The 25,394-nt window shown below is 30.9% G+C and carries 15 protein-coding genes; 11 read left to right on the forward strand and 4 right to left on the reverse strand.

Features of this window, described 5'->3' with window-relative positions:
- Positions 1–39: 39 nt before the first annotated feature.
- Both ACYPV9_RS01995 and ACYPV9_RS02000 read left to right on the forward strand, forming a co-directional pair.
- Positions 40–984 (forward strand): T9SS type A sorting domain-containing protein, encoded by a 945-nt coding sequence (locus ACYPV9_RS01995; protein WP_459741419.1) that lies wholly within the window; start codon positions 40–42, stop codon positions 982–984.
- A complete protein-coding gene (locus tag ACYPV9_RS02000) occupies positions 941–2,572 on the forward strand; it encodes a sulfatase (RefSeq protein ID WP_459741420.1) in 1,632 nt (543 codons plus the stop codon). The genes ACYPV9_RS01995 and ACYPV9_RS02000 overlap by 44 nt, the downstream gene beginning before the upstream one ends.
- On the opposite strand, the gene ACYPV9_RS02005 is transcribed toward ACYPV9_RS02000, so the two are convergent.
- Positions 2,569–3,447 (reverse strand): hypothetical protein, encoded by an 879-nt coding sequence (locus ACYPV9_RS02005; protein ID WP_459741421.1) that lies wholly within the window; start codon positions 3,445–3,447, stop codon positions 2,569–2,571. The genes ACYPV9_RS02000 and ACYPV9_RS02005 overlap by 4 nt on opposite strands.
- Before the next feature lie 179 nt (positions 3,448–3,626).
- Here ACYPV9_RS02005 and ACYPV9_RS02010 point away from each other — a divergent pair, with 179 nt between their 5' ends.
- Positions 3,627–5,342 (forward strand): sulfatase family protein, encoded by a 1,716-nt coding sequence (locus tag ACYPV9_RS02010; protein ID WP_459741422.1) that lies wholly within the window; start codon positions 3,627–3,629, stop codon positions 5,340–5,342.
- Positions 5,343–5,406: 64 nt separating this feature from the next.
- Here the strand turns inward: ACYPV9_RS02010 and xylE are convergent, their stop codons facing one another.
- The 3 genes from xylE to ACYPV9_RS02025 all read right to left on the reverse strand — a co-directional run bounded on the left by xylE (position 5,407) and on the right by ACYPV9_RS02025 (position 9,772).
- Entirely contained in the window at positions 5,407–6,825 is a 1,419-nt protein-coding gene (gene xylE, locus ACYPV9_RS02015; protein ID WP_459741423.1) for a D-xylose transporter XylE, read from the reverse strand.
- Between the two features lie 10 nt (positions 6,826–6,835).
- Complete coding sequence (xylA, locus tag ACYPV9_RS02020; protein ID WP_299062760.1) at positions 6,836–8,152, reverse strand: xylose isomerase; 1,317 nt, start codon at positions 8,150–8,152, stop codon at positions 6,836–6,838.
- A gap of 132 nt (positions 8,153–8,284) precedes the next feature.
- Positions 8,285–9,772: a xylulokinase gene (locus ACYPV9_RS02025; protein ID WP_459741424.1), complete on the reverse strand. Its 1,488-nt coding sequence runs from the start codon at positions 9,770–9,772 to the stop codon at positions 8,285–8,287.
- Positions 9,773–9,956: 184 nt separating this feature from the next.
- Here ACYPV9_RS02025 and ACYPV9_RS02030 point away from each other — a divergent pair, with 184 nt between their 5' ends.
- The 8 genes from ACYPV9_RS02030 (at position 9,957) to ACYPV9_RS02065 (ending at position 25,393) form a co-directional block, all read left to right on the forward strand.
- Positions 9,957–11,351, forward strand: a complete 1,395-nt coding sequence (locus tag ACYPV9_RS02030; RefSeq protein WP_459741425.1) for a cellulase family glycosylhydrolase — start codon at positions 9,957–9,959, stop codon at positions 11,349–11,351.
- Between the two features lie 60 nt (positions 11,352–11,411).
- Positions 11,412–12,860, forward strand: a complete 1,449-nt coding sequence (locus tag ACYPV9_RS02035; RefSeq protein WP_459741426.1) for an alpha-1,4-L-rhamnosidase — start codon at positions 11,412–11,414, stop codon at positions 12,858–12,860.
- Positions 12,861–12,877: 17 nt separating this feature from the next.
- Positions 12,878–15,472 carry a glycoside hydrolase family 2 TIM barrel-domain containing protein gene (locus ACYPV9_RS02040; RefSeq protein ID WP_459741427.1) on the forward strand — a complete coding sequence of 865 codons (2,595 nt, stop codon included), beginning with the start codon at positions 12,878–12,880 and terminating at the stop codon, positions 15,470–15,472.
- A 244-nt stretch (positions 15,473–15,716) separates the two neighbouring features.
- Positions 15,717–16,721, forward strand: a complete 1,005-nt coding sequence (locus ACYPV9_RS02045; RefSeq protein ID WP_459741428.1) for a T9SS type A sorting domain-containing protein — start codon at positions 15,717–15,719, stop codon at positions 16,719–16,721.
- Between the two features lie 84 nt (positions 16,722–16,805).
- Positions 16,806–17,120 carry an L-rhamnose mutarotase gene (gene rhaM / locus ACYPV9_RS02050; RefSeq protein ID WP_299062986.1) on the forward strand — a complete coding sequence of 105 codons (315 nt, stop codon included), beginning with the start codon at positions 16,806–16,808 and terminating at the stop codon, positions 17,118–17,120.
- A gap of 98 nt (positions 17,121–17,218) precedes the next feature.
- Positions 17,219–19,642 (forward strand): BNR-4 repeat-containing protein, encoded by a 2,424-nt coding sequence (locus ACYPV9_RS02055; RefSeq protein ID WP_459741429.1) that lies wholly within the window; start codon positions 17,219–17,221, stop codon positions 19,640–19,642.
- Positions 19,643–19,826: 184 nt separating this feature from the next.
- Positions 19,827–22,613 (forward strand): family 78 glycoside hydrolase catalytic domain, encoded by a 2,787-nt coding sequence (locus tag ACYPV9_RS02060; RefSeq protein WP_459741430.1) that lies wholly within the window; start codon positions 19,827–19,829, stop codon positions 22,611–22,613.
- Between the two features lie 14 nt (positions 22,614–22,627).
- A complete protein-coding gene (locus tag ACYPV9_RS02065; protein ID WP_459741431.1) occupies positions 22,628–25,393 on the forward strand; it encodes a family 78 glycoside hydrolase catalytic domain in 2,766 nt (921 codons plus the stop codon).
- The last annotated feature ends 1 nt before the right edge of the window (position 25,394 follow it).

Raw genomic sequence — 25,394 nt, forward strand, 5'->3', positions numbered from 1 at the left:
AATATGTAAAACTTATTTTTGAGTTTATAAAGAAGAATTATGAATAAATTTTTTTTACTTTTTACCTTATCGTTCGCTTCAATTCAATTATTTGCACAAACAGCTACTTGCGATGGCACATTACCCTTTGAAGAAAAAGATGGTTTGTTAACAATAGAAATGGAATCTGGAGTATTAAATGACGACAGATGGAAAATAGCAACTGAAACATTTGAAGGAGAAGAAGTAACCTATTTACATTGGACAGGTAATGAGTCTTTTAATACACTTTCTGGTGCGCAAATTGTATATAAAATAAAAATAAATAATCCTGGTACGTACAGATTTGCTTGGAGAATGAGAGTTGGTAAAGGAACTAGCAAAGGAGAGCATAATGACGCTTGGCTAAAGATAGATGGAGAAGATTTTTATGGAATAAAAAACGGTGCCAAAGTATATCCAAAACCATTTTGTAACTCTAATGCAGATTTGCACTGTGCAGAAGGAAGTTCTACAGAAAATTTTATTAAAGCATTTGGTAATCGTTTAGATTACGGGTTTGTAACTAATACTAATGATGGAGATTCTCATCGAGTTTTTGTAACGTTTAATGAGGCTAAAGAGTATACAATTACTATAGATGCCAGATCTTCATATTTGTTTATTGATAAAATGGTATTACATAGAAATAGTGTTTCTAGTACAACAGCGTTTAATTTAAGTAATCAAGAATCATCATGTTATAATGTATCATTATCTACGAATGATGTTAAAAAAAAAGAACTAAAAATTTACCCAAATCCAACTAAAGGAAAAGTAGAGATAAAAAATATTCCAAATAATTCAAAACTTAAAATTTCTAATATTTTTGGAGCTATCATAAAAAAAATAGAAACAAAAAAATCTTCTGAAATTATTGATATGACTGATTTAAATAGTGGTGTTTATTTTATTTCCAACGATGATAAAAATAATAGTTTTACAAAGAAAATTATTAAAATTTAAGTTGATAAAAGCTCAGTTTTACGTTTTCACATTAAGCTTAGCTCTTCTTTTTAGCTGTAATAAAGAAGAAGAACAAACACATAAAAAGCCTAATATTTTATTTATTCTTGTTGATGATTTAGGATATCATGATTTAAGCGTTACAGGAAGTCAATTTTACGAGACACCAAATTTAGATCAACTTGCAAGTGAAAGTGTAACTTTTACACAAGGTTATGCAGCAAGTAGAGTTTGTAGCCCATCAAGAGCTAGTATTATGACTGGTAAATTTACTGCACGTCATGGAGTTACAGATTGGATTGGCGCAAAAACTGGCACAAACTGGCGTACTAGAAAAAGGTATGATAAATTAATACCTGCTAATTATGTTCAGAATTTACCAAAAGACGATATTACTATTGCAGAAACTTTAAAAAGTAATGGTTACAAAACTTTTTTTGCAGGGAAATGGCACTTAGGTAACGAAGGTTCGTATCCCGAAGACCATGGTTTTGAAATTAATAAAGGAGGTTTTCATAGAGGAGGTCCTGCAGGTGGTTTTTTTAGTCCTTGGCATAACCCAAAACTAGAAAATAAACAGAAAGGAGAAAATCTTACGATACGTTTAGCAAAAGAAACTTCTAAGTTTATAGAAGAAAATAAAGACGCAACTTTTTTTGCTTTTTTGTCTTTTTATGCAGTTCATGCACCTATTCAAACTACAGAAGCAAAATGGGAAAAATACAGAGATAAAGCAGATAGTTTAGGCATTGCTAAATTTGGTTATAAAATGGAACGTGTTTTACCAATTCGTCAAGTGCAAGACAATCCAATTTATGGAGGTTTAGTAGAAACAATGGACGATGCTGTGGGTATCGTTCTAAAAACTTTAAAAGATAATGGTTTAGATAAAAATACGATTGTTGTTTATACTTCTGATAATGGTGGTGTGGCTTCTGGAGATAATTTTTCTACAAGTAATTTACCTTTAAGAGGCGGAAAAGGCTACCAATGGGAAGGTGGAATTAGAGAACCTTTTTTCATAAAAGTTCCTTGGTTAAAAAGTAAAGTAACAGAAACAAATTTCCCAGTAATTCATACCGATTTTTATCCGACGTTTTTAGATTTAGCAGGTATTGCTCTAAAACCAAAACAGCATATAGATGGTATTAGCTTAAAACCTATTTTAGAAGGAAAAGAAATCAATACCGATAGACCATTATTTTGGCATTATCCACATTATGGTAATCAAGGAGGAGAGCCATCTTCTATAATTCAACAGAATGGTTGGAAATTAATTCATTATTGGGAAGATAATCGTTTGGAATTATTCAAGTTGCCATCAACTGAAAAAGACGAACTGAACGTAGTTGCAAAACATCCCAAATTGGCAAAACAACTTCATAATAAATTGATGAATTGGTTGCACGAAGTCGACGCTAAATTTCCTAAAAAAGACACAGAATACGATAGTATTAAGGACGCAAAAAGAGATTTTAATATAATCAACCAAAAATTAAAATCTTTAGAAGAAAACCGACTAGAAATACTTTCTAAAGATTTTAAACCCAATGCTAATTGGTGGAAAAGTAAAATTACAAAAGATTAATTTTTCTTTTTAGGACCTCTTTTAGGTTCAGGATTTTTTGCAATAAAATCTAATAATATTTTTTTTACATCATCAACAGTTCCTTGTTTTAGACCATTGTTTTTGTTGGCTCCAGTAATCCAATATAAAATCATTCCAGCATCAGAGCAATCCCATTTTCCTTTTTGAAATCGAACAACATCATCTACTTCTGCCAATTTACCAAGTGTCCAAATTAATTGAATACGCGAATCAGAATGGTTTTTAGCCCAATTCCATTGTGCAATAGGTACTTTTAATTTTATATTTTGATCAGGAATTCTTACTTCTTCTATTCCAAAATCTAAAATTTGTTGCCATGTATAAAAATCACCAGCATTATCATTTGCAGGATGATGCGTAATTACTTTTACAAATTTGTGTTTTTCTTTAGGTGTTTTTTGCAAAGCAAGTCCTATAATATCTGGTTCGCCAGCTTCAATAATCCATAAAGGATCATTTTTTGTAGACGCATTTATTGCCCATGCTAAATCGTTAATAGTTTCTTGTTTTTGCCAAATAGCATCAAAAAAGGTTAAGTGTTCAAAACCTGTCCAACGTCTTGCTGTCATATCACAAGCTATTTGCATCAAATGATGACGTTCTTTTTCTGCTTTTTCAGAAATACGATCATCCCTAACCAAATCACAGCTATGAGAATAATGTACCAATCTATCTTCTAAACCAGCAGATTTTAACAAAGCAATAGTTATGGCGGTTCCACCTAAATCATCAGGATCAGGAGAGTTTCCATCAGCAACTATAGCAATTCTTCCTTTTGGAGGATTGATGGTTTGTGCTGTAATTTGATAGAAAGAAAATAATATTGAAAATGCAAGTAAAACATTTTTTTTCATCGTATTGTTTATTTAGATGTTTAAAAATAATATCATCTTATCATATAAATACCCTGTAGTATCCTGTCATAGAAGATGTTTCTATAAATAATAACTTAACAATCGGTACACTACAAGATACATAAGAATTACTTAATAACTAATTTGCAAAAGAACATAATACAATAAACCTATAGAATATGAAACAAGATATTTTTTTAATTCTAATTATAGTTTTCTTTATTACTAGTTGTAAACAAGAAAAAAATGCAAATAAACCACCCAATATTCTTTGGTTAGTAACAGAAGATATGGGGCATTATATACCATCTTTTGGAGACTCTACAATAGTTACTCCGCACTTAAGTAAATTAGCTAAAGAGGGTGTAGTTTATCCGAATTTATATTCAACTTCTGGTGTTTGTGCACCTAGTAGAGCAGCAATTGCAACAGGTATGTACCCTTCTAGTATTGGCGCAAATCATATGCGAACAACTTCTTATAATGATGTTATTGGCATTCCTAAATACGGTGCTGTTCCGCCAGCAGAAGTAAAAATGATAAGCGAATTACTGCGTAAACAAGGTTATTATTGTTCTAATAATTACAAAACAGATTACCAATTTAAACCACCAGTTACAGCTTGGGATGAGAGTAGTCCTTACGCACATTGGAGAAATAGAGGTAAAGATCAACCGTTTTTTGCTGTGTTTAATTTTACTGAAACTCACGAATCTGGTTTGTTTGAACCTTATGGTTTTAGAGAAATAGAAACTAGACATTATTATGCTGGTGATAGAGCTTATAAATGGAAAGGTTTTGGAAAGTCGCATGCTAAAAACAGAATGACAGAGGCTGAAACTCCTGTCCATGTTTCAAAAGATGCTAAATTTAAAATACCACCTTATTTACAAGATAATGAAGTTTCTCAAAGAGATTTATGGAAATTATACAACAATATTGCAGAAATGGACAAACAAGTTGGTGCTGTTTTAAAACAATTAGAAGAAGATGGATTATTAGAAAATACGATTATATTCTTTTATGGAGATCATGGCGGACCAATGCCAAGAGAAAAAAGACTGATCTACGATTCGGGTTTAAAAACACCTATGATTATTCGTTTTCCTGATAAAAAAAATGCAGGAATCAAAGACGGACAATTGTTAAGTTTTGTAGATTTTGCACCTACTTTACTTTCTTTAATAAACCAAGAGCCAAAAGAATACATGCAAGGACAAGCATTTTTGGGAAATTTTAAAGAAAAAGAACGAAACTATATTCATGCTGCTGCAGATCGTTTTGATGGTTTTACTGATGTAATTAGAGCGGTAAAAGACAAACAATTTAAATATATAAGAAATTATAGACCAGAGCAAGCGTATTACCTTCCTATTTCCTACAGAGAAAAAATACCAACAATGGAAAACCTGTTAATCTTAAAAAATGAAGGTAAATTAAATGAATTTCAAATGCAATGGTTTAGAGAATCTAAACCCAAAGAAGAGTTATTTGATTGTTTAAATGACCCTTTTGAGCTGAACAATTTAGCAGAGAATCCAAAATACAAAGAAAAACTGATAGAGCTATCTAATGAAATGGACAGATGGTTATCAGAAATTAAAGACACTCCAAACTTACCGGAAAAAGAATTGGTAACTAAACTATGGAATGGTAAAAAAACAAAACCAATTACTGAGGATCCAGTTGTTTATTTTGAAAATAATAAAGTAAAAATTAGTTGTAATACAGAAGGAGCATCAATAGGTTATAAAACAAACCCAAAAGCGAAGAGTTGGAGTGTGTATTCTAAGCCTTTTAGTATAGAATCTAAAGAAAATTTATTAGTGAAAGCCCATAGAATTGGTTATGTGCCTAGTAAATCTATTCAAGTTAACATTGCAGATTTAAAATAAATAAAGAGCAATTAAAAATAACTGTTGTGCATTTATAGAATTGCTTAAATGCACAATAGTTGTTTTATTTCTTCCAAATACTTTCCATTTCTTCTAACGTTTTTCCTTTAGTTTCTGGGATATATTTCCAAACAAACCACATGGCTATTAAAGACATAACGCCATATACCCAATATGCAAAACCATGATTAAATTGTTCTGTAAGTGCAGTATTATCATTCATCATAGGAAATGTAAGTGAAACTAAATAATTAGAAACCCATTGTGCTGCTACAGCAATTGCCATAGCTTTTCCTCTAATTTTATTTGGAAATATTTCTGATAGAAGTACCCAAGTAACTGGCCCCCAACTTAGGGCAAAACTAGCAACATATAACATCATGCACCCAAGCGCCAAATAACCTGTTGCTCCAGAGAAAAATACAAATCCTAATGTTAACATAGCAACTGCCATACCTAAAGCACCAATTAACATTAGTGGTTTACGACCTTTTTTATCTACAGTTTTTACAGCGATAATTGTAAATAAAAAGTTTACAATTCCTACAATAATCGTAAGCAATAAGGCCCCATCTGTATCTGGATCTATAGATTTAAAAATTTCGGGGGCATAATATAACACTACATTAATTCCTACAAATTGTTGAAAAACAGAAAGAAGAACACCTATTATTATTACAGCCCAACCATAGGATAATAGTTTTCCAGAAGTTTCTGCGACAGAGTTTTCTATCTCAGATAGTACTCTTTTACCCTCTTGCTCTCCATTAACTTTAATTAAAACATCTAAAGCTTCTTCTGGTTTGTTTTTTAACATTAAAGAACGAGGTGTGTCTGGTACAAAGAATAATAACCCTAAGAATAAACCAGCAGGAATCACTTCTGATGCAAACATCCACCTCCAGCCAACTTCATTTAACCAAGCATCAGAACCACCACCTCTAGAAATAAAGTAGTTTACAAAATAAACTACCATAAAGCCACCAACAATTGCAAGTTGATTAAAAGACACCAATTTTCCTCTACTATTTGCAGGTGCAATTTCTGCAATATATAAAGGAGACAACATAGATGCTAAACCAACACCAATACCACCAATAATTCTGTAAATAATAAATATGGTAGAAAATGTATGGTCTAACTCACCAATAGGTGCTATTAACATTTCTGGCATTGCAGATCCCAAAGCAGAAATTAAGAAAAGAACTGCAGCAAGAATTAACCCTTTTTTACGGCCTAATTTCTTGCTAATAAGTCCACCAAATAGTCCGCCAATTATACAACCTATTAATGCACTAGCTACTAAAAAACCTTTAAAAGCATTTGCAGCAGCTTCAGACAATCCTTTAGGAGTTACAAAAAAGGTTTCTAAAGAACCCACGGTTCCAGAAATTACACCAGTGTCGTATCCAAATAAAAGACCTCCTAAGGTTGCGACTAAAGTTAATTTTAATAAGTATTTAGAATTATTTGATGAACTCATAGTTTAAATTTTAGATATATTGATTAATAATGTTCTCAAAAAGTTCTTGTTTACCACTAGTTAATGGAAGTTCTCCATTTTCTTGGGCAATTTTATACAAGTCTTTTAATTCTAATTGCCCAGCTTCAAAAGCAGCCCCATTGCCAGAGTCAAAAGAACTGTATCTTTTTTCTCTTAGTGCATTATAAGGTGAGGAAGTTATAATTTTATCTGCAGTAATTAAGGCTCTAGCAAACGTGTCTGCTCCACCAATATGTGCTAAGAAAACATCTTCTAAGTCTGTAGAGTTTCTTCTGATTTTTGCATCAAAATTAACACCACCACCTTGTAAACCACCGGCTTCTAAAAAGACTAACATAGCTTCTGTAGTTTCTTGTATGTTGTTTGGAAATTGATCTGTATCCCAACCATTTTGGTAATCTCCTCTATTGGCATCTATACTACCTAACATACCTGCTTTAGCAGCCACTGCTATCTCATGTTGCATTGTATGTTGGGCTAAAGTTGCATGATTAACCTCTATATTCATTTTAAAATCTTTGTCTAAGCCATATTCTTTTAAGAAACCAATAGCTGTAGCAGAATCAAAATCGTATTGATGCTTCATTGGTTCCATAGGTTTTGGTTCTATAAAGAAAGTACCTTTAAAACCTTGTGCTCTTGCATAATCTTTAGCCATTGTTAAAAACTGCGCCATGTGATCTAATTCACGACCCATATTTGTGTTTAATAAAGACATGTATCCTTCTCTTCCTCCCCAAAAAACGTAGTTCTCACCACCTAATTTAATAGTTGCATCTAAAGCCAATTTTACTTGCCCACCAGCTCTTGCAACAACATTAAAATCAGGATTTGTAGAAGCACCATTCATGTATCTTGGATTTGAGAAACAATTTGCTGTTCCCCATAATAATTTTACACCACTTGCTGCTTGCTTTTCTTTGATGTAATCTGTTATTGTACTTAATCTAGCTTCAGATTCGGCAAACGTTGCACCTTCTTGTACTAAATCATAATCATGAAAACAGAAATAATCAAAGCCCATTTTATTGATGAATTCAAAAGCGGCATCTGCTTTGTCTTTTGCTGCTTGTATTGGGTCTGAAGATTGATCCCAAGCAAAATTTTGTGTTCCTGGACCAAATGGATCTGAACCTTGACCACAGAAAGTATGCCAATAGGCAATTGAAAATTTAAACCAATCTTTCATTTTTTTACCAGCAACCACTTGCTCTGGGTTGTAGTATTTAAATGCTAATGGATTGTCTGATTCTTTACCTTCGAATTGAATTTTATCAATTCCTTTAAAATATTCTTTATTTGCCATTTTGATAAATTTTTTAATTTTGTTGTTGTTATCTGTACTACTTTTGCCTTAAGTATTGTAGTGGAAATCCTTTATTAGGAACGAATAAAAAGGTTGAAGCGTAAAGCCCGACCTTTTAGGAACGTCCAAATGTTATTTATTTAAAATTAATTCTAGTTCTTTTTTCCAGTTTTTATAAGCCTCTTTAAAAGCTTGTTTTTCTTTATTGGGTGTAAATGTCATTACATAATCATTATTTAGAATAGTTTTGCTAAAAGAAGCAAAATCACCAGTATGTAAATTGGCTGCTCTTGCAGCACCAATAGCACCTGTTGTGTTATAAATTTCTATTTCTTGATCAATTAACGTAGCAACCGTATTTGCAAAAATTTCTGAACGAAAAAGGTTATCATTTCCTGCCCTAATTACTTTTGGTTTGATACCGTCTGAAGTTAAAATTTCCATGCCATATACAAATGAAAACGCAATTCCTTCTAAGGCAGCCCTAGATAAATGTCCTTTATGATGATTATTAAGATTTAAATTTAGTACGCGAGTGCCAATTTCTTTGTTGTTTAACATACGTTCTGCTCCGTTACCAAAAGGAATTACGCAAACTCCATCTGAGCCAATAGCAATTTCTGAGGCCAACTTGTTCATGTCTTCATAAGAAGAAACATCTAAATTATTTAACAACCATCTGTATTGAATTCCTGCTCCGTTTATACAAAGTAATTTTCCTATTCTGGCTATAGTTCCTTTTTTATAATTAACATGCGCAAAATTATTTACTCGATTACTTTCTTTGGCAGACAAACTATCTGTAACAGCATAAAAAACACCAGAAGTGCCACCCGTAGCTGCTACTTCTCCGGGGTGAAACACGTTTAAAGATAAAGCATTGTTAGGTTGATCTCCTGCTCTGTATAAAATAGGAGTTCCTTTAGCTAAACCACTTTCTTCCGCTCCTTTTTGATCAACCACAGATTGTATGCCAAAAGTTTCTACAATATCTGGTACTAAAGAAGCATCTAAATTATAATGCTCTAGAAGAAAATCGGCAATTTTATCGTTTTTAAAATCCCAAAAAATACCTTCTGATAATCCAGAGATCGTTGTGTTTATTTCGTTAGAAAATTTATAAGCCACATAATCTCCTGGTAACATAAATTTATAAATCTGATTGTATATATCAGGTTCATTTTCTTTTACCCATTTAAGTTTAGAAGCTGTAAAATTTGCGGGAGAGTTTAATAATTGCGTAGCACATTTTTCTTCTCCAATTTGTTTGAAAGCATTTTCACCAGTTTCTACAGCTCTACTATCACACCAAATAATACTTTTACGTAAAGGTTCTCCTTGTTTATCTACCAAAACCAAACCATGCATTTGGTAAGAAATACCTATACCTTTTATTTGAGTTTTATTGATGTTGTATTGTTTTTTTAATGATTGTATTGCGTTGCAAATATGCAACCACCAATCTTTTGGTTCTTGTTCTGCCCAACCATTTTTTTGAGCAAAAATGCTCATTTCTTGCTTAGGTTCATGAACTACCCCAATACTTTTACCTGAGTTAATTTCTACTAAAGCTGCTTTTATCGAAGAACTTCCGATGTCTAATCCTAAATGGTAATTCATTTTTTTTTTTTATGTAAAAGCAATTTTAATTTTTTTTAAGACAACTTTTATCCTGCACTGTCATGATGATTTTAACTGATTGAAACAATTTTTACATATAGTTATTAATTATTCTAAAAGTCGGTAGTGTACAGGATGCAATAATTATCTAGATGCTTTATTTTTAAAAAAAATAGTATTTCAAATGAAAACAAGTCTTTTTGTAATAATCTTATTTATTTTTAGTACAACGAGTTTTTCTCAAATTAAACATGGCATAAGAGATAAACAAGGAAAACATATTATCCCAAGAGGTTTTGTAATAAATACAAATGATCATAAGGGAGAAGTTTTCTTTAATAGCGATGATTATGCAAGAGCCGTAAGAATGGGGGCAAATACGCAAGTGGTTCGCTTAGAATTAGGAAAATTAAGCAGTTTTCCTGGAGGTAAATTAGAACCAAACTACTTAAAGAAATTAGATACATTAGTCAATTTAGGTAAAAATCATGGTATAAAAACGGTTTTTAAAATGACAGTTTATGGCGTAGAAAAATTAAAATGGGAAGATATTTGGGAGAATAAGAATGATAAAATGCACAAAACTTATATAGATGCTTGGAAAGTAATTTGGAAAAGGTATGCAGATCAATCGTATGTTTTAGGTTATGATATTGTGAATGAACCTAGAAAATTAAAAATGAACATTTCTTACAAAGATTTAACAGATAAATACTTGATTCCTTTATACCAAAGAATTATTGATGAAAGTCAAAAAATAAATGCAGATAAATTAATTCTTATCCAATCTATTTTTATGAATAAAGGCGAAAAAATAGACAACAATCAATATGCAGAAATTACATCACCAATAAATAGAAAAAACGTCATTTTTGCCCCACATATTTATCAAAGTAAAATCGAATTTATTAAAAAAAATATGGATCGTTTTGATAAAGAATCAGATATGTTAAAAGCACCAATTTTAATAGGTGAGTGGGGTTTTCCAACATTTGCAGTTACAGATACTACTTTGGTAGGAAAATTAGGGCAGTTAGAATATAGAAAATTATACATAAAAACGGCAGAAGTTTTTGATAAAATGGGTGTAGGTTCTATAAAAGCGTGGTTTTTAGGAAACAGAACTATGCAAAATTTTTTAGCAGGCGGCCCATCAACTTGGTCTATTTTTAGTGATAAAACAGATGCAGGAACAGTAGAACGTAAATATATTACAGATGTAATTTCTAGACCATTTCCGCAAGAAATTGCTGGAGATATTCAATCGTTTCTGTTCAATTTTGCCAAAAGAGAATTGAATTTGAACATTATTTCTGATAACAAAAAAGGAGCTTCAAAAATATTTATTAGTCAAAACAGACATTATCCAGATGGATTTTCTATCATAATTAATAACGATTTTGTAATGTATTATAATCCGCTAAAAAATGTTGGATTAGAGGTTTACAAAACAACAGAAGATTCCAATCCTTCAGATTTTATTTGGGATGAAAAAACGCAAAAACTCATTGTTTTAAAATGGCCAAAAAATAACACCAATTACAACATAAAAATAGTTCCAGGAATTCGTAATTTTTAAAAGTTATAAACTCAAATAAAATATCAAAAATGAAATCTAATTTTGGTTAAAAAGATAAGGATGAATATAAAAATAACCATTTTTCGAGTTGTAATGTTTTGCCTTTACTTTACAGTTGGTTTACAGGCTCAAATTGTATTAAAAGCAGATTATACAGATAATGCTAATGCAAAAAAAGTAATGCCCTATCACTTAAATGTGTACAATAGAATTACACCTATTAATGGTGTAAATCCAGCAGGAGAGAATAAAAATGCTAAGTTTTGTATTGTAAGACCTTTAGGAGGGATAGCTAAAAAAGGTATAGCAGATCTAACCAAAGATTCTTATAAATGGGATGCCAAATCTAAAAAATTCTATACAGATTTTACTTTGCTTAAAAAACAGATAGATGGCGTATTTGATAAAGGATTAGAAATTCATCAAATAGTATTAGATAATCCTTCTTGGGCTTTTCAAAGAAATTCAAATGGAATGTTAGTTGGAGATTCTTTAAAAGTAGCAACTTATGGAAATGCAGAACCACCTAGAGATTATAAGGCTTGGGCTAACTATTTAAAAGAAGTAATGCATTTTCTTATAACTACTTACGGCTCTGAAAAAATAGTAGACATTCAATTTAATATTGGTAGAGAAATTGGTACACCTTCTCATTGGTCTGGAACAAGAGAACAATTTTTTGAGTTTTATAAAATTTCTACTAATGCCATTCGTACTGTGCTTCCAAAAGCAAAAGTGGGAACACATTTTCTTTGGGGTTCGTCTAAAAATGCTTGGGGTACTGATTTTGTAAAATGGGCATATGCGAACAAGGTACATTATGATTTTGTTGGAGTTTCCTATTATCCTTTTTATCAAAGGTCAGAACGTACCAATTTTGATAAAGTATATGCCAAGGATTTTGCCGTAATTAAAGATCTTCCAGAATGGAATACAAATGCAAAACTAGAAATGCACGAGTATTCTTTAATAAAAAGTTTAAGTAAGGCAGGTAATTCTTTTAAGAAAGCATCAGATGCACATCAAAACAGCTTTATGGTTGGGTTAATGAAAATGTTTTACCAAAATAACATGCAAAACATTTTTCAATGGGGAGATGGTTCTTCTTATTTATCAGCAAGTAATTTGTTGTTGGCAATGCAAGGCAATACCTATTTTAAAAGTAAGAAAGAAGGTAAACAACAACAAGAAAATAATTATATCGACGCAATTTTTACAAGGGATGCTGCTAAAAATAAATATAATGTATTGGCTTACAACTATAGTGCAAATCCAAATGCTAATAATTTAGAAACTATAAAAATTAAAGCACTAGTAAACGTAAAAAAAGGAACAAAAGTTAAGTATAGAATTGCTAAATATAACAAAACAGAAAATAGTGTAGTTTGGTCTAATTGGTTAGAAACATATACTCAAGAAGAGGTTACAGGTAAATCTTCGATTGTTTTAAGTGATAAACTGCCAGTATTTTCTTTCTTAAAATACGAACTAGTTATACCTACTAAATAGTAATTAAATACTTTAGGATGAAAAAAATTATTCAAATTTTGTTTTTGTTGAGCATCACTTTAAATTTTGCACAACAAGTAAGACACATAGAAACTATAAATGAGAACTGGAAATTTTTTAAAGGAAGTATAGAAAATCCTCATACAGAAAACATCAATGCTTGGGAAAAAGTAACATTACCTCATTCTTGGAACACACAAGATATTTTAGATGATGAAGATGGTTATTACAGAGGAGAAGGTTGGTATAAAAAAACTATGAAAATTCCACAGATTTATAATAATCAACAAGTGTTTTTATTGTTTGAGGCCGCAAATCAAGTTACGTCTTTGTTTGTAAACGGAAAAGTAGTGGAAAAAGATCATATTGGTGGTTACACTACTTTTGCAAGAGATATTACAAGATTACTAAAAAAAGGAACAAATGAGATAGTTGTAAAAGTAGATAATTCTCATAACGATGAAATTATTCCGCAATCTGCAGATTTTTCTTTTTACGGAGGTATTTACAGAGATGTTCATTTAATTATAACCAAACAAGTTCATTTTGAAGTAGCTAATTTAGGTGCAAATGCTGTATTTATTTCTACACCAAAAGTTTCAGAATCATCAGGAGAAATTTCTGTTAAATCTAAAATAGTAAGGCCCAAAAAAGGAACATATTATATAAAGCAATCTTTATTTGATGCTAATAATAATTTGGTTAAAACTATTAAAACAAAATCTAAATTCGGTAAAGAGGTTATTAGTGATTTCTCTGTAGAAAATCCAAATTTATGGTCGCCAGAAAATCCGTATTTGTATAAACTAATTACAGAAATTATAGATAGAAAAGGAGGTATTTACGATAGAGTAGAGAATGCTTTAGGGTTTAGATGGTTTAGTTTCGATGCCAATAAAGGTTTTTTTATAAATGGTAATCAAACCAAATTAATAGGAACTAATAGACATCAAGATTTCTACAAAAAAGCAAATGCAGTAAGTGATGAAATTCATAGATATGATATGAAGTTATTAAAGGAAATGGGAATTAACTTTTTAAGAATAGCACACTATCCTCAAGATCCCGCAATTTTAGAAATGTGTAACAAAATGGGATTTGTTACCACTGTAGAAATTCCTTTTGTTAATAAGGCTGCTGCTAATGAAACAGGAAAACAAAATAGCATTAATATGTTAAAAGAAACCATTCGTTACAATTATAACAATCCATCTATTGTAGCTTGGAATTTAGGAAACGAAACGACAATGAAAGCGCCTGATAAACTTGGAGTACAATATACTAAGCACTTTATAGAAACACATAAAGTTTTGGCAGAAACTATTAAAAACGAGGATAATACTCGTTATACTTATTCTGTGTTTTTCAGAGAACCAGCTTATCAAGATAAATTAGGTATCAGAAATACGCAGTTGGTAGGCTACAACAAATATTATGGTTGGTATATAGAAGAATTAGAAGATGTTGATAAAAATTTACGAAGTTTAGTAAAAAGAACTTTAGCTTTAAATCCGGATAAACCTTTAATTTTGAGTGAATATGGAGGAGGAGCAGACCCAAGATTAAGAACTTATAAACCAACTCGGTTTGATTTTAGTATAGAATATCAATTTTTATTGCACAAAGCATACATGAAAGCCATTATAGAAATTCCAGAAATTGTTGGTGCAAATGTTTGGAATTATGCAGATTTTCAGGTAGAACATAGAAAAGATGCAGTACCACATATTAATAATAAAGGTTTAGTGTCTGCATCAAGAGAAAAAAAAGATGCATACTATTTGTATCAAGCATTATTGAAAAAAACACCATTTTTAGCAATTGCTTCTAAAGGATGGAAAAAAAGAGCAGGAATAGAAGATAGCGAAAACTCTAAAACAGCAACTCAACCTATCACAGTAGTAGGAAATACTGATGAAGTAGAATTGATTATTAATGGGAAATCACTTGGAAAGCAAAAATTTGACTTTGCTACCACCACATATAATGTGCCTTTTAAACAAGGACGAAATTTAATTGAAGTAGTATCAGAAAAAGAAGGTAAAGTTTTTAAAGATTTTGCTAATATCGAGTTTACACTTCAGCCTAAGAACTTAAAAAGTGTAACTAATCCTTTTAAAGAAATTGCCATAAATGTAGGGTCTTACTGTTATTTTATAGAAACTCATAATGTAGATTATTTATGGATGCCAGATCAAGCGTATACAAAAGGAAGTTTTGGATATGTTGGTGGAGAGGTTTTAAGAACCAAAACAAAACGAAGAAATAATATTGGGGTAGATGTTAGTGTAAAAGGAACAGAGAATGATCCTGTTTTTCAAACACAAATGGTTGGTTTAAAGTCTTATAAATTTGATGTGCCAAAAGGTACTTATGAGTTGTCTTTGTCTATGGCAGAACTAAAATCAAGAAAAGAAAACAGTATGGATATTCTTGTAAATTATAAAAAGATTTGGGAAAATTTAAACCTTAAAAAACAATATGGTAAAGATAGAGGTGTTACCAAACGTTTTTTAATTTCTGTTGATAACAACGACGGTATAACTATTAGTTTTAAAGCACTAACAGGAAAAACCAGATTAAGCGGAATTAAACTTAGAAAAGTAAATTAGATTTTTTTTAATTAATTCTTTAAATAAAAAATTATTACCGTCTCGTATTAAAACGAATAAGATAGCCAATATACTTAAGCTTTTTAGGGTGTAAGCTTTTTTTAAGATTGAAAATAAATATGCAAAAAGAACTGTTATATGATTTAAAATTAGAAGTTTAAAAAGTATAAAGCAGTATAGAGCAGGATACTATGCATAACATTTGTTTTTATTTTTAGATAATAATTAACTAAAATATTTACATATGAAAACAAAATTACACAAATCACTATTTATTGCGGCATTAGCTCTTTTTGGGGTTCAAGCATCAAATGCACAATATAAAGGTTATCCATGGGGTGGCTCTGCACCAGTAATAAGCGGTACGTTAGGAGCTACAACAAAAATTCAAATGGAAAATTTTGATGCAACAAATGTAGATGGAACAGACGATGGAGCTAATTTTTCTGATAATGCATATCTTCCTGGAGATTTAAGTGAAGGAACTTATAGAGATAAAACACCTGATCAATTAGGGTTATTATGGGATCCAGAAGGAGGAGATGAAGGAACTGGTGGTTATGGTGCTGCAAATGAAGAATATAGGTCTGGTTCTGAGGCAGATATTTATCAACATCCTTATACAAACGGAGACTTAGGTTGGAATATAGGAAGTACTCAAGGGCAAGAATTTTTAATGTATACTATTAACTTTGAAAAATCTGGTAATTATAATGTAGGAATTAATTACGCTCATGGTGGAGATGATACTTCTAAAAGAATGCAAATTTTCTTAAAAAACACTGATGATTTATCTGGTGTCGCTACAATAATGAATTTAACTTCAGCTCAAGCATTACCAGGTACAGGAGGAGTTCCTAATTTTCAAAATTGGGAAGATCCAGATGCTGCAGCCGGAATTGATATTGAGGCTGGTACTTATGTTATGATTGTAAGATTTTTAGCAGCAGGACCAAACTACGATTATGTATACTTTACTACAAACTCTGTATTAAGCACAGAAACATTTGACAAGCAATCTTTTTCTGTTTCTAATCCTGTAAATGATCAATTAAACATTAAAGGATTAACTTCTAAGGTTAAAGAAGTTTCTGTATATTCTATTTTAGGTAACAGAGTATTAAGAAGAAAAGTAGACACCGATAATACAATTAATTTAAACGTTAGTTCTTTATCAAAAGGTGTTTATATTGTTGAAATTAAAGGAAATGAAGGCAGTAGATATACTCAAAAAATAATAAAGCAATAAAACTTTTATTAATAGATTAGTAACTTTTAAATCATTCTATATTTTTTAAAAAAATATAGAATGATTTTTTTTAAATATATACGTATGCAAAGATTAGCTTTTAAAATGAAGTTAAATAAAGGGCAAAAAGAAGCTTATACTAAACGTCATAATGAGATTTGGCCTGAATTAAAAGTGTTATTAAAAGAGGCAGGTGTGAGTGAATATTCTATTTTTTTCGATGAAGAAACAAGTACATTATTTGCATTTCAAAAAGTATCAGGTAATGGAGGTTCACAAGATTTAGCATCCAATGAAATTGTAAAAAAATGGTGGAATTTTATGGCAGATATTATGGAAGTAAACCCAGATAATTCTCCAATATCAATTCCTTTAGAAGAAGTCTTTTTCTTAGAATAAATTTATTATTAGAGTCGGTAGAGTTCAGGGTAGTAGTATTATGATTGTTTTTATAAAAACTTTATTATTAGTGGTTTAATTTATTTAATGTAGTATAAATGAAGAAAAAATACGTAGATAAAAATATTTTATTAATTGTTATTTTATTATGTTTTGCACAAGTTTTTCAAGCTCAAGTTGCTTTAGAAAAAGAAATAAAAATTTCTGATATAGGTTTGCACTTTAATGGTAGTAAAGTTGCTACCAATTCCGCACATACTGCAGATACTGCTCCTTATGACTTTGTGTTCGGTTCAAGTATATCAGCAAAAGGAGATTGTATAAAAACCTACGGTAAATATGTTTTTATGACTTGGTACAAAGGTGGTAAAGATCAACGTTATGTGATGTTAACACGTTACAATACAGAAACGGGTACTAGTGTAGATATTCAATTTCCTCATAGACATACAGGTTTTCAAAACCAATATTGGTTAGGAGAATCACATAATGCTATTGCAGTTGCTGTTAGTCCTAAAGATGGTACTATACATATGTTGTATGATATGCATGCTTACAGCAGAACAAAGCCTTCTAATGGTAGTTTAAGTGATGATTATTTTAGATATTCTTACTCTGTAAAAAATGCAGCTTCACTTTCTGATGCAGATTTTACATTAGATAAATTTGTAAAAAATTCTAATGGAGGTTATAAACATTTAAGTCTAAATGGTGGTGAAGATTACAAGAATTTTTCTGCCTTAACCTATCCACAATTTTTTACAAATGTTGCAGGTGATGTATTTATGTACATGCGTGAAGGTGGTAATAATAACGGAGCGTATAAATTTTCTAAATACAATGCAACTACTTCAACTTGGTCAAGTTTTACAAATTTTAACGTTTTAAATGCTAAAAGCAAAGGAGTACCTAATAACTGGGGATTGTATGGAAATATGAAATATATTAACGGGAAAGTTAGAATTGGTTTCCAACGAAGAGAAAATAAAACAGATAAGTTTGAATATCAAAATGGATTGTACTATGCATATTCAGACAATCAAGATGGTACAAATAGTTGGAAAACTCATGATGGGAAAGGGTTTAGCTTACCATTAATAGATGCTGATAAAATTAAGGTATTTGAACCTGGAGATTTAGTAGAAACAACAGATATAAATCAAGTTTACATTGTTGGTGGTTTTGATTGGACAGTTACTGATAATGGTGATGTTCATATGATAAGTAGAGTTCAAGACCGTGAAAATAATATCACAAAACACGTACATACTTATAAAAGAGCAGGGACATCAGATTTTGTTACCTCAACAGAGTTTTCTGGGGCAGAAACCATATACACTTATGGAAAAGATATTTACATAATAGGATTAAATAGTAATAACAAGGTTTATGTAGAAAAAGCTAAAGGTGGAACTAACAATTTTAGAAAAGTTTATGAAGCTACAAGTGGTAAAAGTTTTGATCATGGTAGAGTTCATATAGCTAATGGGAAGTTATATTTTTATATGATGGAAAAATTATCTGGAAGTGCACAGCCTTTATATTTACAAATTATTGATTTAGATGTAGATGCGGCTCCACAACCCTTAAGTGTAAATTTTAGAGAACTTACAGATAATATGATGCTTAATGTTGATCAGAATCTAGATATTAATGTAGATGCATATACAGACAATGGGTTTGTAAACAAAATGGAGTTTTTAATAGACGGTCAATTATACCAAACAGATAGTTCAGCTCCTTTTAAATCGCTATGGAGGCCAGCAACTGTAGGTAATCATACAATTCAAGCAATTGCTTATAGTAGTTCAGGAGAAAAAGAAAGTACATTAATAAATGTAACTGTTAATGCTAAAGATTATTCAGATTTAACCGGCACCGCTTACAGATTAAAAAATGTAGCAACAGGTAAATACATGTATTCTCAAGATTCTCGAGTTTTTACAAGTTCAGATATTTCTGGTGTCAGTACGCATTGGAAATTTGTGAAAGCAGGTGGTTATTTTAATATTGAAAGTGAAGTGAAAGGAATTTTAAGGGCGGCAGGAACTACTTCAGAAATAATAAGTACAAGTTTTTCAGCTCCAAGAGAAGATTCTGATAAACAGTGGATTGTAATTTATAATGATACTGAAAAGAATTATAGTTTCAAAGCAAGAACAGGTTCTAGGTATTTGTATAATCAATATGATGATAAAGTAGTATACTCTTCTCAGCAAGATGATAGATCTAAATGGATAGTAGAATCGATAAGTACTTTAAGTACAAATGACTTTTTGTCAAATCAAATTTCAATAAATGTATTTCCAAACCCAACTAGAAATCAGTTTACAGTTCAAATTAATGAAATAAGCAATGCAAAAATTGAAATTTTTGATGTTTTAGGGAAATTGGTCTATAAGCAAATTATAAGTTCAGAAAAAACAGAAATAAATACAAATAATAATTTTAAACCAGGGTTGTATCTTATTAAGATTGATACGTTTAGTCAAACGTATTATAATAAAGTTCTGATTAAATAATTACGTTATTAATTAAAAAGTTAAAACCAGAAAAACTACTTTTCTGGTTTTTTTTATAATATATTATATCATTATTAAAAAAAGGTATTTTTATGTGGTATACAACAGGACACTATTGTTTAATAAAAACTAGAAATTGCTTATTTAAAAATCAAGTAAAATTTTATAAAATATAGCTATTTTTATGAAGCATAAATCTCTTTTTTTAAGTTTTTGTATTGCTATTTTTTTAATAACAATAATTTCTTGTAAGCAAAAAACTATTCAACAACCTAAAGAACTTACACTTTCAGAAGGTTTTGTAAACCCGATAGGATTTTATAACCCCAATCCAACATTTTCTTGGAAATTACCTGTTTCAGAACAAATTAAATTGCAATCTGCTTACCAAATAGTTGTAGCATCTTCTAAAGAATTATTACCTAATAATCCCGATTTATGGGATTCTGAAAAACAAAAAAGTAAACAATCAACTTTTGTAAAATATCAAGGAAAAGCATTAAAATCTAGACAAAAAGTATATTGGCAAGTTAGGTATTGGAATCAAGATGAAAATGCTTCAAGTTGGAGTGAAATCAATTCTTTCGAATTAGGCTTATTAAATAATTCTGATTGGCAAGCCAAATGGACAGGTTTAGACACTGCTAAAGATAGCATTAAAGGTGTTCGTAAATTTTTAATGCACAGACCACAATATTTAAGAAAAGGTTTTGAGTTAACTTCTGATGTTGCTGCGGCAAGATTGTACATTACTGCAAGAGGTGTTTTTGATGTGCATTTAAATGGAAAAGATGTAAGTGATGATGTAATGACACCAGGCTGGACACCATACAACCATCGTATAGAAACATTAACTTATGATGTTACTGAACTTTTACAATCTGGTAAAAATGCGATTGCAGTAGAACTAGCCTCTGGATGGCATTCCGGAAGAATTAGTAGGTTAACTGCGCTTTATGATAATTTATCATCACCAAAAATTCTTTGTCAGTTAGAAGTTGTCATGAAAGATGATTCAAAACAAACCATTATTTCTGATGAATCTTGGAGAGGAACAACTAATGGGCCCATACGTTTAGCTGGTATTTATGATGGTGAGGCATATGATGCAAATTTTGAAATACCAAATTGGAATATTGCTACTTTTGATGATTCTAATTGGAAAATGGTTGAAGTTGAGGAGATTTCTAAGGATGTTAAATTAAAACCAAAAAGGCATAATACCATAAAAAATCAACTTGTTTTAAAAGATGTAGAAATTGTTTCGGTTAAAGAAAATACATCGGTTTTTAATATGAAACAAAATATGGTAGGCGTGCCAAGAGTAAAAGTACCTATGAAAAAAGGCGATACCTTAAAAATACGTTTTTCTGAAATGTTACTAAAAGATGATACTTTTTACACCAAAAATTACCGTTCTGCAAAGTCAACCGATTATTACGTAGCAGGTAAAGATGGTATGATTGAATATATGCCTAAATTTACGTTTCACGGATTTCAATTTTTAGAATTAAGTGGTTACAATAAAAATGCGAAACCAGACGCTTCTTGGGTACAAGGTATAGCTCAACATTCAGATTTTGAGAAAAACGGAACGTTTACATCATCTCACGATAAGTTAAATCAATTACAAAGTAATATTACATGGGGTTTACGAGATAATTTTTTCGATATTCCCACAGATTGTCCGCAACGTGATGAACGTTTAGGTTGGACAGGAGATGCACAGGTAATTGCACCAACATCATTGTTTAATTATGATGTACATTCATTTTGGACAGCTTGGTTGCAAAGTTTAAGAGAAAATCAGTCTGAACATAAAGACGGTATGGTGCCTTTTATTGTACCAGATGTATTGCAAACTAGAAATGGAAGTTCTGGTTGGGGTGATGCTGCCGTAATTATTCCTTGGGATATTTATAATGCAACTGGAGATATTACTGTGCTTGAAGAAAGTTATGAGTCAGCTAAAAAATGGGTTGGCTATTATCAATCGAAAGTAAGAAAACAACCATTTTTACCAAAAATGCATTCGTTTTCAGATTGGTTGCAACCTTATCCTTCTAAATCTGGTAAATTGGGTAATAGAGGTGACACTCCAAAAGATTTAATTCACGCAGCTTTTTTTGCGCACTCTGCACATTTGGTCTCTAAAATTGCTAATGTTTTAGGCAAAACAGATGATGCTAAAAAATATGCAACTTTATATAAAAATATAGCGAATGCTTTTGAAAACGCTTTTTTTGAAGAAGGAAAGTTTACAGGCGAAATACAAACCCAAACAAGTTATTTACTAGGTATTTATTTTGATTTATTTAAACCAGAAACTAAACTAAAAGCACAGCAATATTTGTTGGAAGAAATTAAAAATGCCAATTATCATTTAGGAACAGGATTTTTAGGAACACCAATTCTACCAAAGGTTTTAGATGATATGGGAGAAATAGATTTGATGTATAAAATTTTGTTTAAAGAAACCTATCCATCTTGGTTTTATTCTATCAATCAAGGAGCAACCACTATGTGGGAGCGTTGGAATAGTTTTAGTAAAGAAGGTGGTTACAATTCTCAAAGTATGAATAGTCTAAATCATTATGCCTACGGCGCTATTGGTCAATGGATGTACGAGCGTATCGCTGGTTTAGCATCGTTAGCACCAGGATACCAAAAAATTAGAATAGCACCTTTACCAAATACCGAGTTTTTAACATCAGCTTCGGCCAGTGTAAAAACATCTTATGGAAAAGCTTCATCATCTTGGAAAATTGAAAATGATTCTTTTAATCTTGATGTTGTAATACCACCTAATACTTTTGCAGAGGTACATATTCCTTATGGTAATAAAGATAATTTATTTGTAAATGGAAGTGTTTTTACAGAAAATTCAAATTTAAAATTAATTAGTTCTGATACAAAATCGTTAAAGATTTTAGCAGAACCAGGAACCTATAACTTTCAAACTAAACTTTAATCATGTTAAAAAAAATGAACTTTAAACATTTTATATATGCTTTATGTGCTAGTGTTTGTTTGAGCTTTGCGTCATGTAAACAAAAAGAAACTTTAGAGAAAGCAAACGATTTAAAAATTTCAGAAGGTTTTGAAAACCCCTTAGGGTTTTATAATGCAACACCAACATTTTCATGGAAATTACCAGTTTTAGATAACAATAAAAGTCAATCTGCATATCAAATTGTAGTAGCTAGTAGGCCAGATTTGTTACCTGAAAATGCAGATTTATGGAATTCTAAGAAACAAAATTCTGCAAAATCTACTTGGGTAAAATATCAAGGAGAAAAGTTAAAGTCACGCCAAAAGGTTTATTGGCAAGTAAAATATTGGAACCAAGACAAAGAATCTTCTTCTTGGAGCGACATCCATCATTTCGAATTAGGTTTATTAAATAATTCTGATTGGAAAGCTAAATGGATTGGATTAGATACCAAAAAAGAAAAAATTATAGGAATCCAAAAAAATATACTACACAGACCTCAATACTTGCGTAAAAACTTTAAGATATCTAATACGATAGTATCTGCAAGATTATATATTACAGCAAAAGGTGTTTTTGATGTAGCTTTAAATGGAAAAGATGTAAGTGATGATATAATGCCTCCGGGATATACCCCTTATAAAAAACGTATAGAAACCATTACATATGATGTTACAAATTTAATAGAATCTGGTCAAAATACTATTGGCGTGGAACTAGCAGCAGGTTGGCATTCTGGACGTTTAGGATGGATGAAAAAATTTTGGTTAGATACAGAAACTCCCAAAATACTTTGTCAATTAGAGCTAACTATGAAAGATGGCTCAAAAGAAATAATACTTTCTGATGATAGTTGGAAAGCAACTACAAAGGGTCCAATTCGTTTGGCTAGTATATATGATGGCGAAACTTACGATGCCAACTTAGAGATGCCAAATTGGACAACTAATAATTTTATAGATAATAATTGGAAACCTGTAAATGAATTTCCTATTTCTAATGATATTCGTTTAGAACCTAAAAGGCATACTACGGTAAAATCTAAAATTAAACTTACTACAAAGCAAATATTTCAAAAAGACGGCGCTATAATTTTTGATTTAGAACAAAATATGGTAGGTGTTCCTTTAATAAAAGTACCAATGAAAAAAGGACAAACACTTAAAATTAGATTTGCAGAAATGTTGTCTCCAGATGGAACCTTTTATACAGAAAATTATAGAGGAGCATTATCTACAAATTACTATACAGCCAAAGAAGATGGTATTATAGAATACATGCCAAAATTTACATTTCACGGGTTTAGGTACGTAGAATTAAGTGGATTTGATACTACTAAAAATCCATCAAAAAATTGGGTGACAGGTTTCGTGCAATATTCTGATTTTGAAAAAAATGGAACATTTACATCATCACATCCAAAGTTAAATCAATTACAAAGCAATATTGTTTGGGGTTTAAGAGGTAATTTTTTTGATATACCAACAGATTGTCCTCAGAGAGATGAACGCATGGGTTGGACAGGAGATGCACAAGTATTCGGGCCAACCTCTATGTTTAATGCAGATGTATATAAGTTTTGGGCTAGTTGGTTACAAAGTGTAAGAGAATCTCAATTTGATAACGGTGGTATTCCTTGGGTGGTGCCAGATGTTTTATACAACAATAAAGTAAGTGCTGGTTGGGGAGATGTTTGTACAATTATACCTTGGAAAATTTACATGAGAACTGGAGATGAAAATATTTTACAAGAAAATTTTGAAATGATGAAGGCTTGGGTTTCTTTTCATGAATCTAAAGCTAAAAATTACATTTCGACAATGGGTTTTTTTGCAGATTGGTTGCAACCGCTTCCAGAAAATGGAGATAATAGAGGTGATACTTCTAAGTCTTTAATTGGAACTGCTTTTTTTGCACACTCTGCTAACTTGACAGCAAAAACAGCCAAAGTTCTTGGTAAAACAAAAGAGTTTGAAAAATACAATAGCTTGTATAAAACTGTAGCAAAATCTTTTGAAAAGAAATTTTTTTCAAACGGAAAGGTAATTAAAGTTTCAGAAACTCAAACTTCTTACTTACTAGCTTTAGCTTTTGGTTTGTTATCAGATCAACACAAAGAAGTGGCAAAAACACATTTGTTAAGAAAAATTGCAGAGGCAGATACTCATTTAAGAACTGGGTTTTTAGGAACCCCATTATTATCAGAAGTTTTAGACGCTACAGGAGAAATAGATTTGATGTATAAACTGTTGTTTAACGAAACCTATCCGTCTTGGTTTTATTCTATCAATCAAGGTGCAACCACTATTTGGGAACGTTGGAATAGTTATAGCAAAGTAGAAGGGTTTAATCCTCAAAAAATGAATAGTTTAAATCATTATGCGTACGGAGCTATAGGAGAATGGATGTACGAACGCATTGCAGGTATAGCACCAATAGAAGCAGGTTATAAAAAAATTAGAATAGCACCACAACCAAGAAATCCATTAACTTCTGCATCTGCAAGTGTACAAGTACCTCACGGTAAAGTAGCTTCTTCTTGGGAAATAAAAGGCGATAAATTTCATTTAAATATTACTATTCCTCCAAATACATTAGCTAAAGTTTTGCTTCCAGCAAATACCAATAAAGGATTTCTCTTAAATGAAAGTGATTTTGTAGAAAATACAAATGTAAAATTAGAATACAAAAGAGAAGATGCATTTGAACTACTTGTACAACCAGGAGTTTACAAATTCACTTCAAGTTTAAATAAATAGC

Source organism: Polaribacter sp. OB-PA-B3 (genome assembly GCF_054589375.1).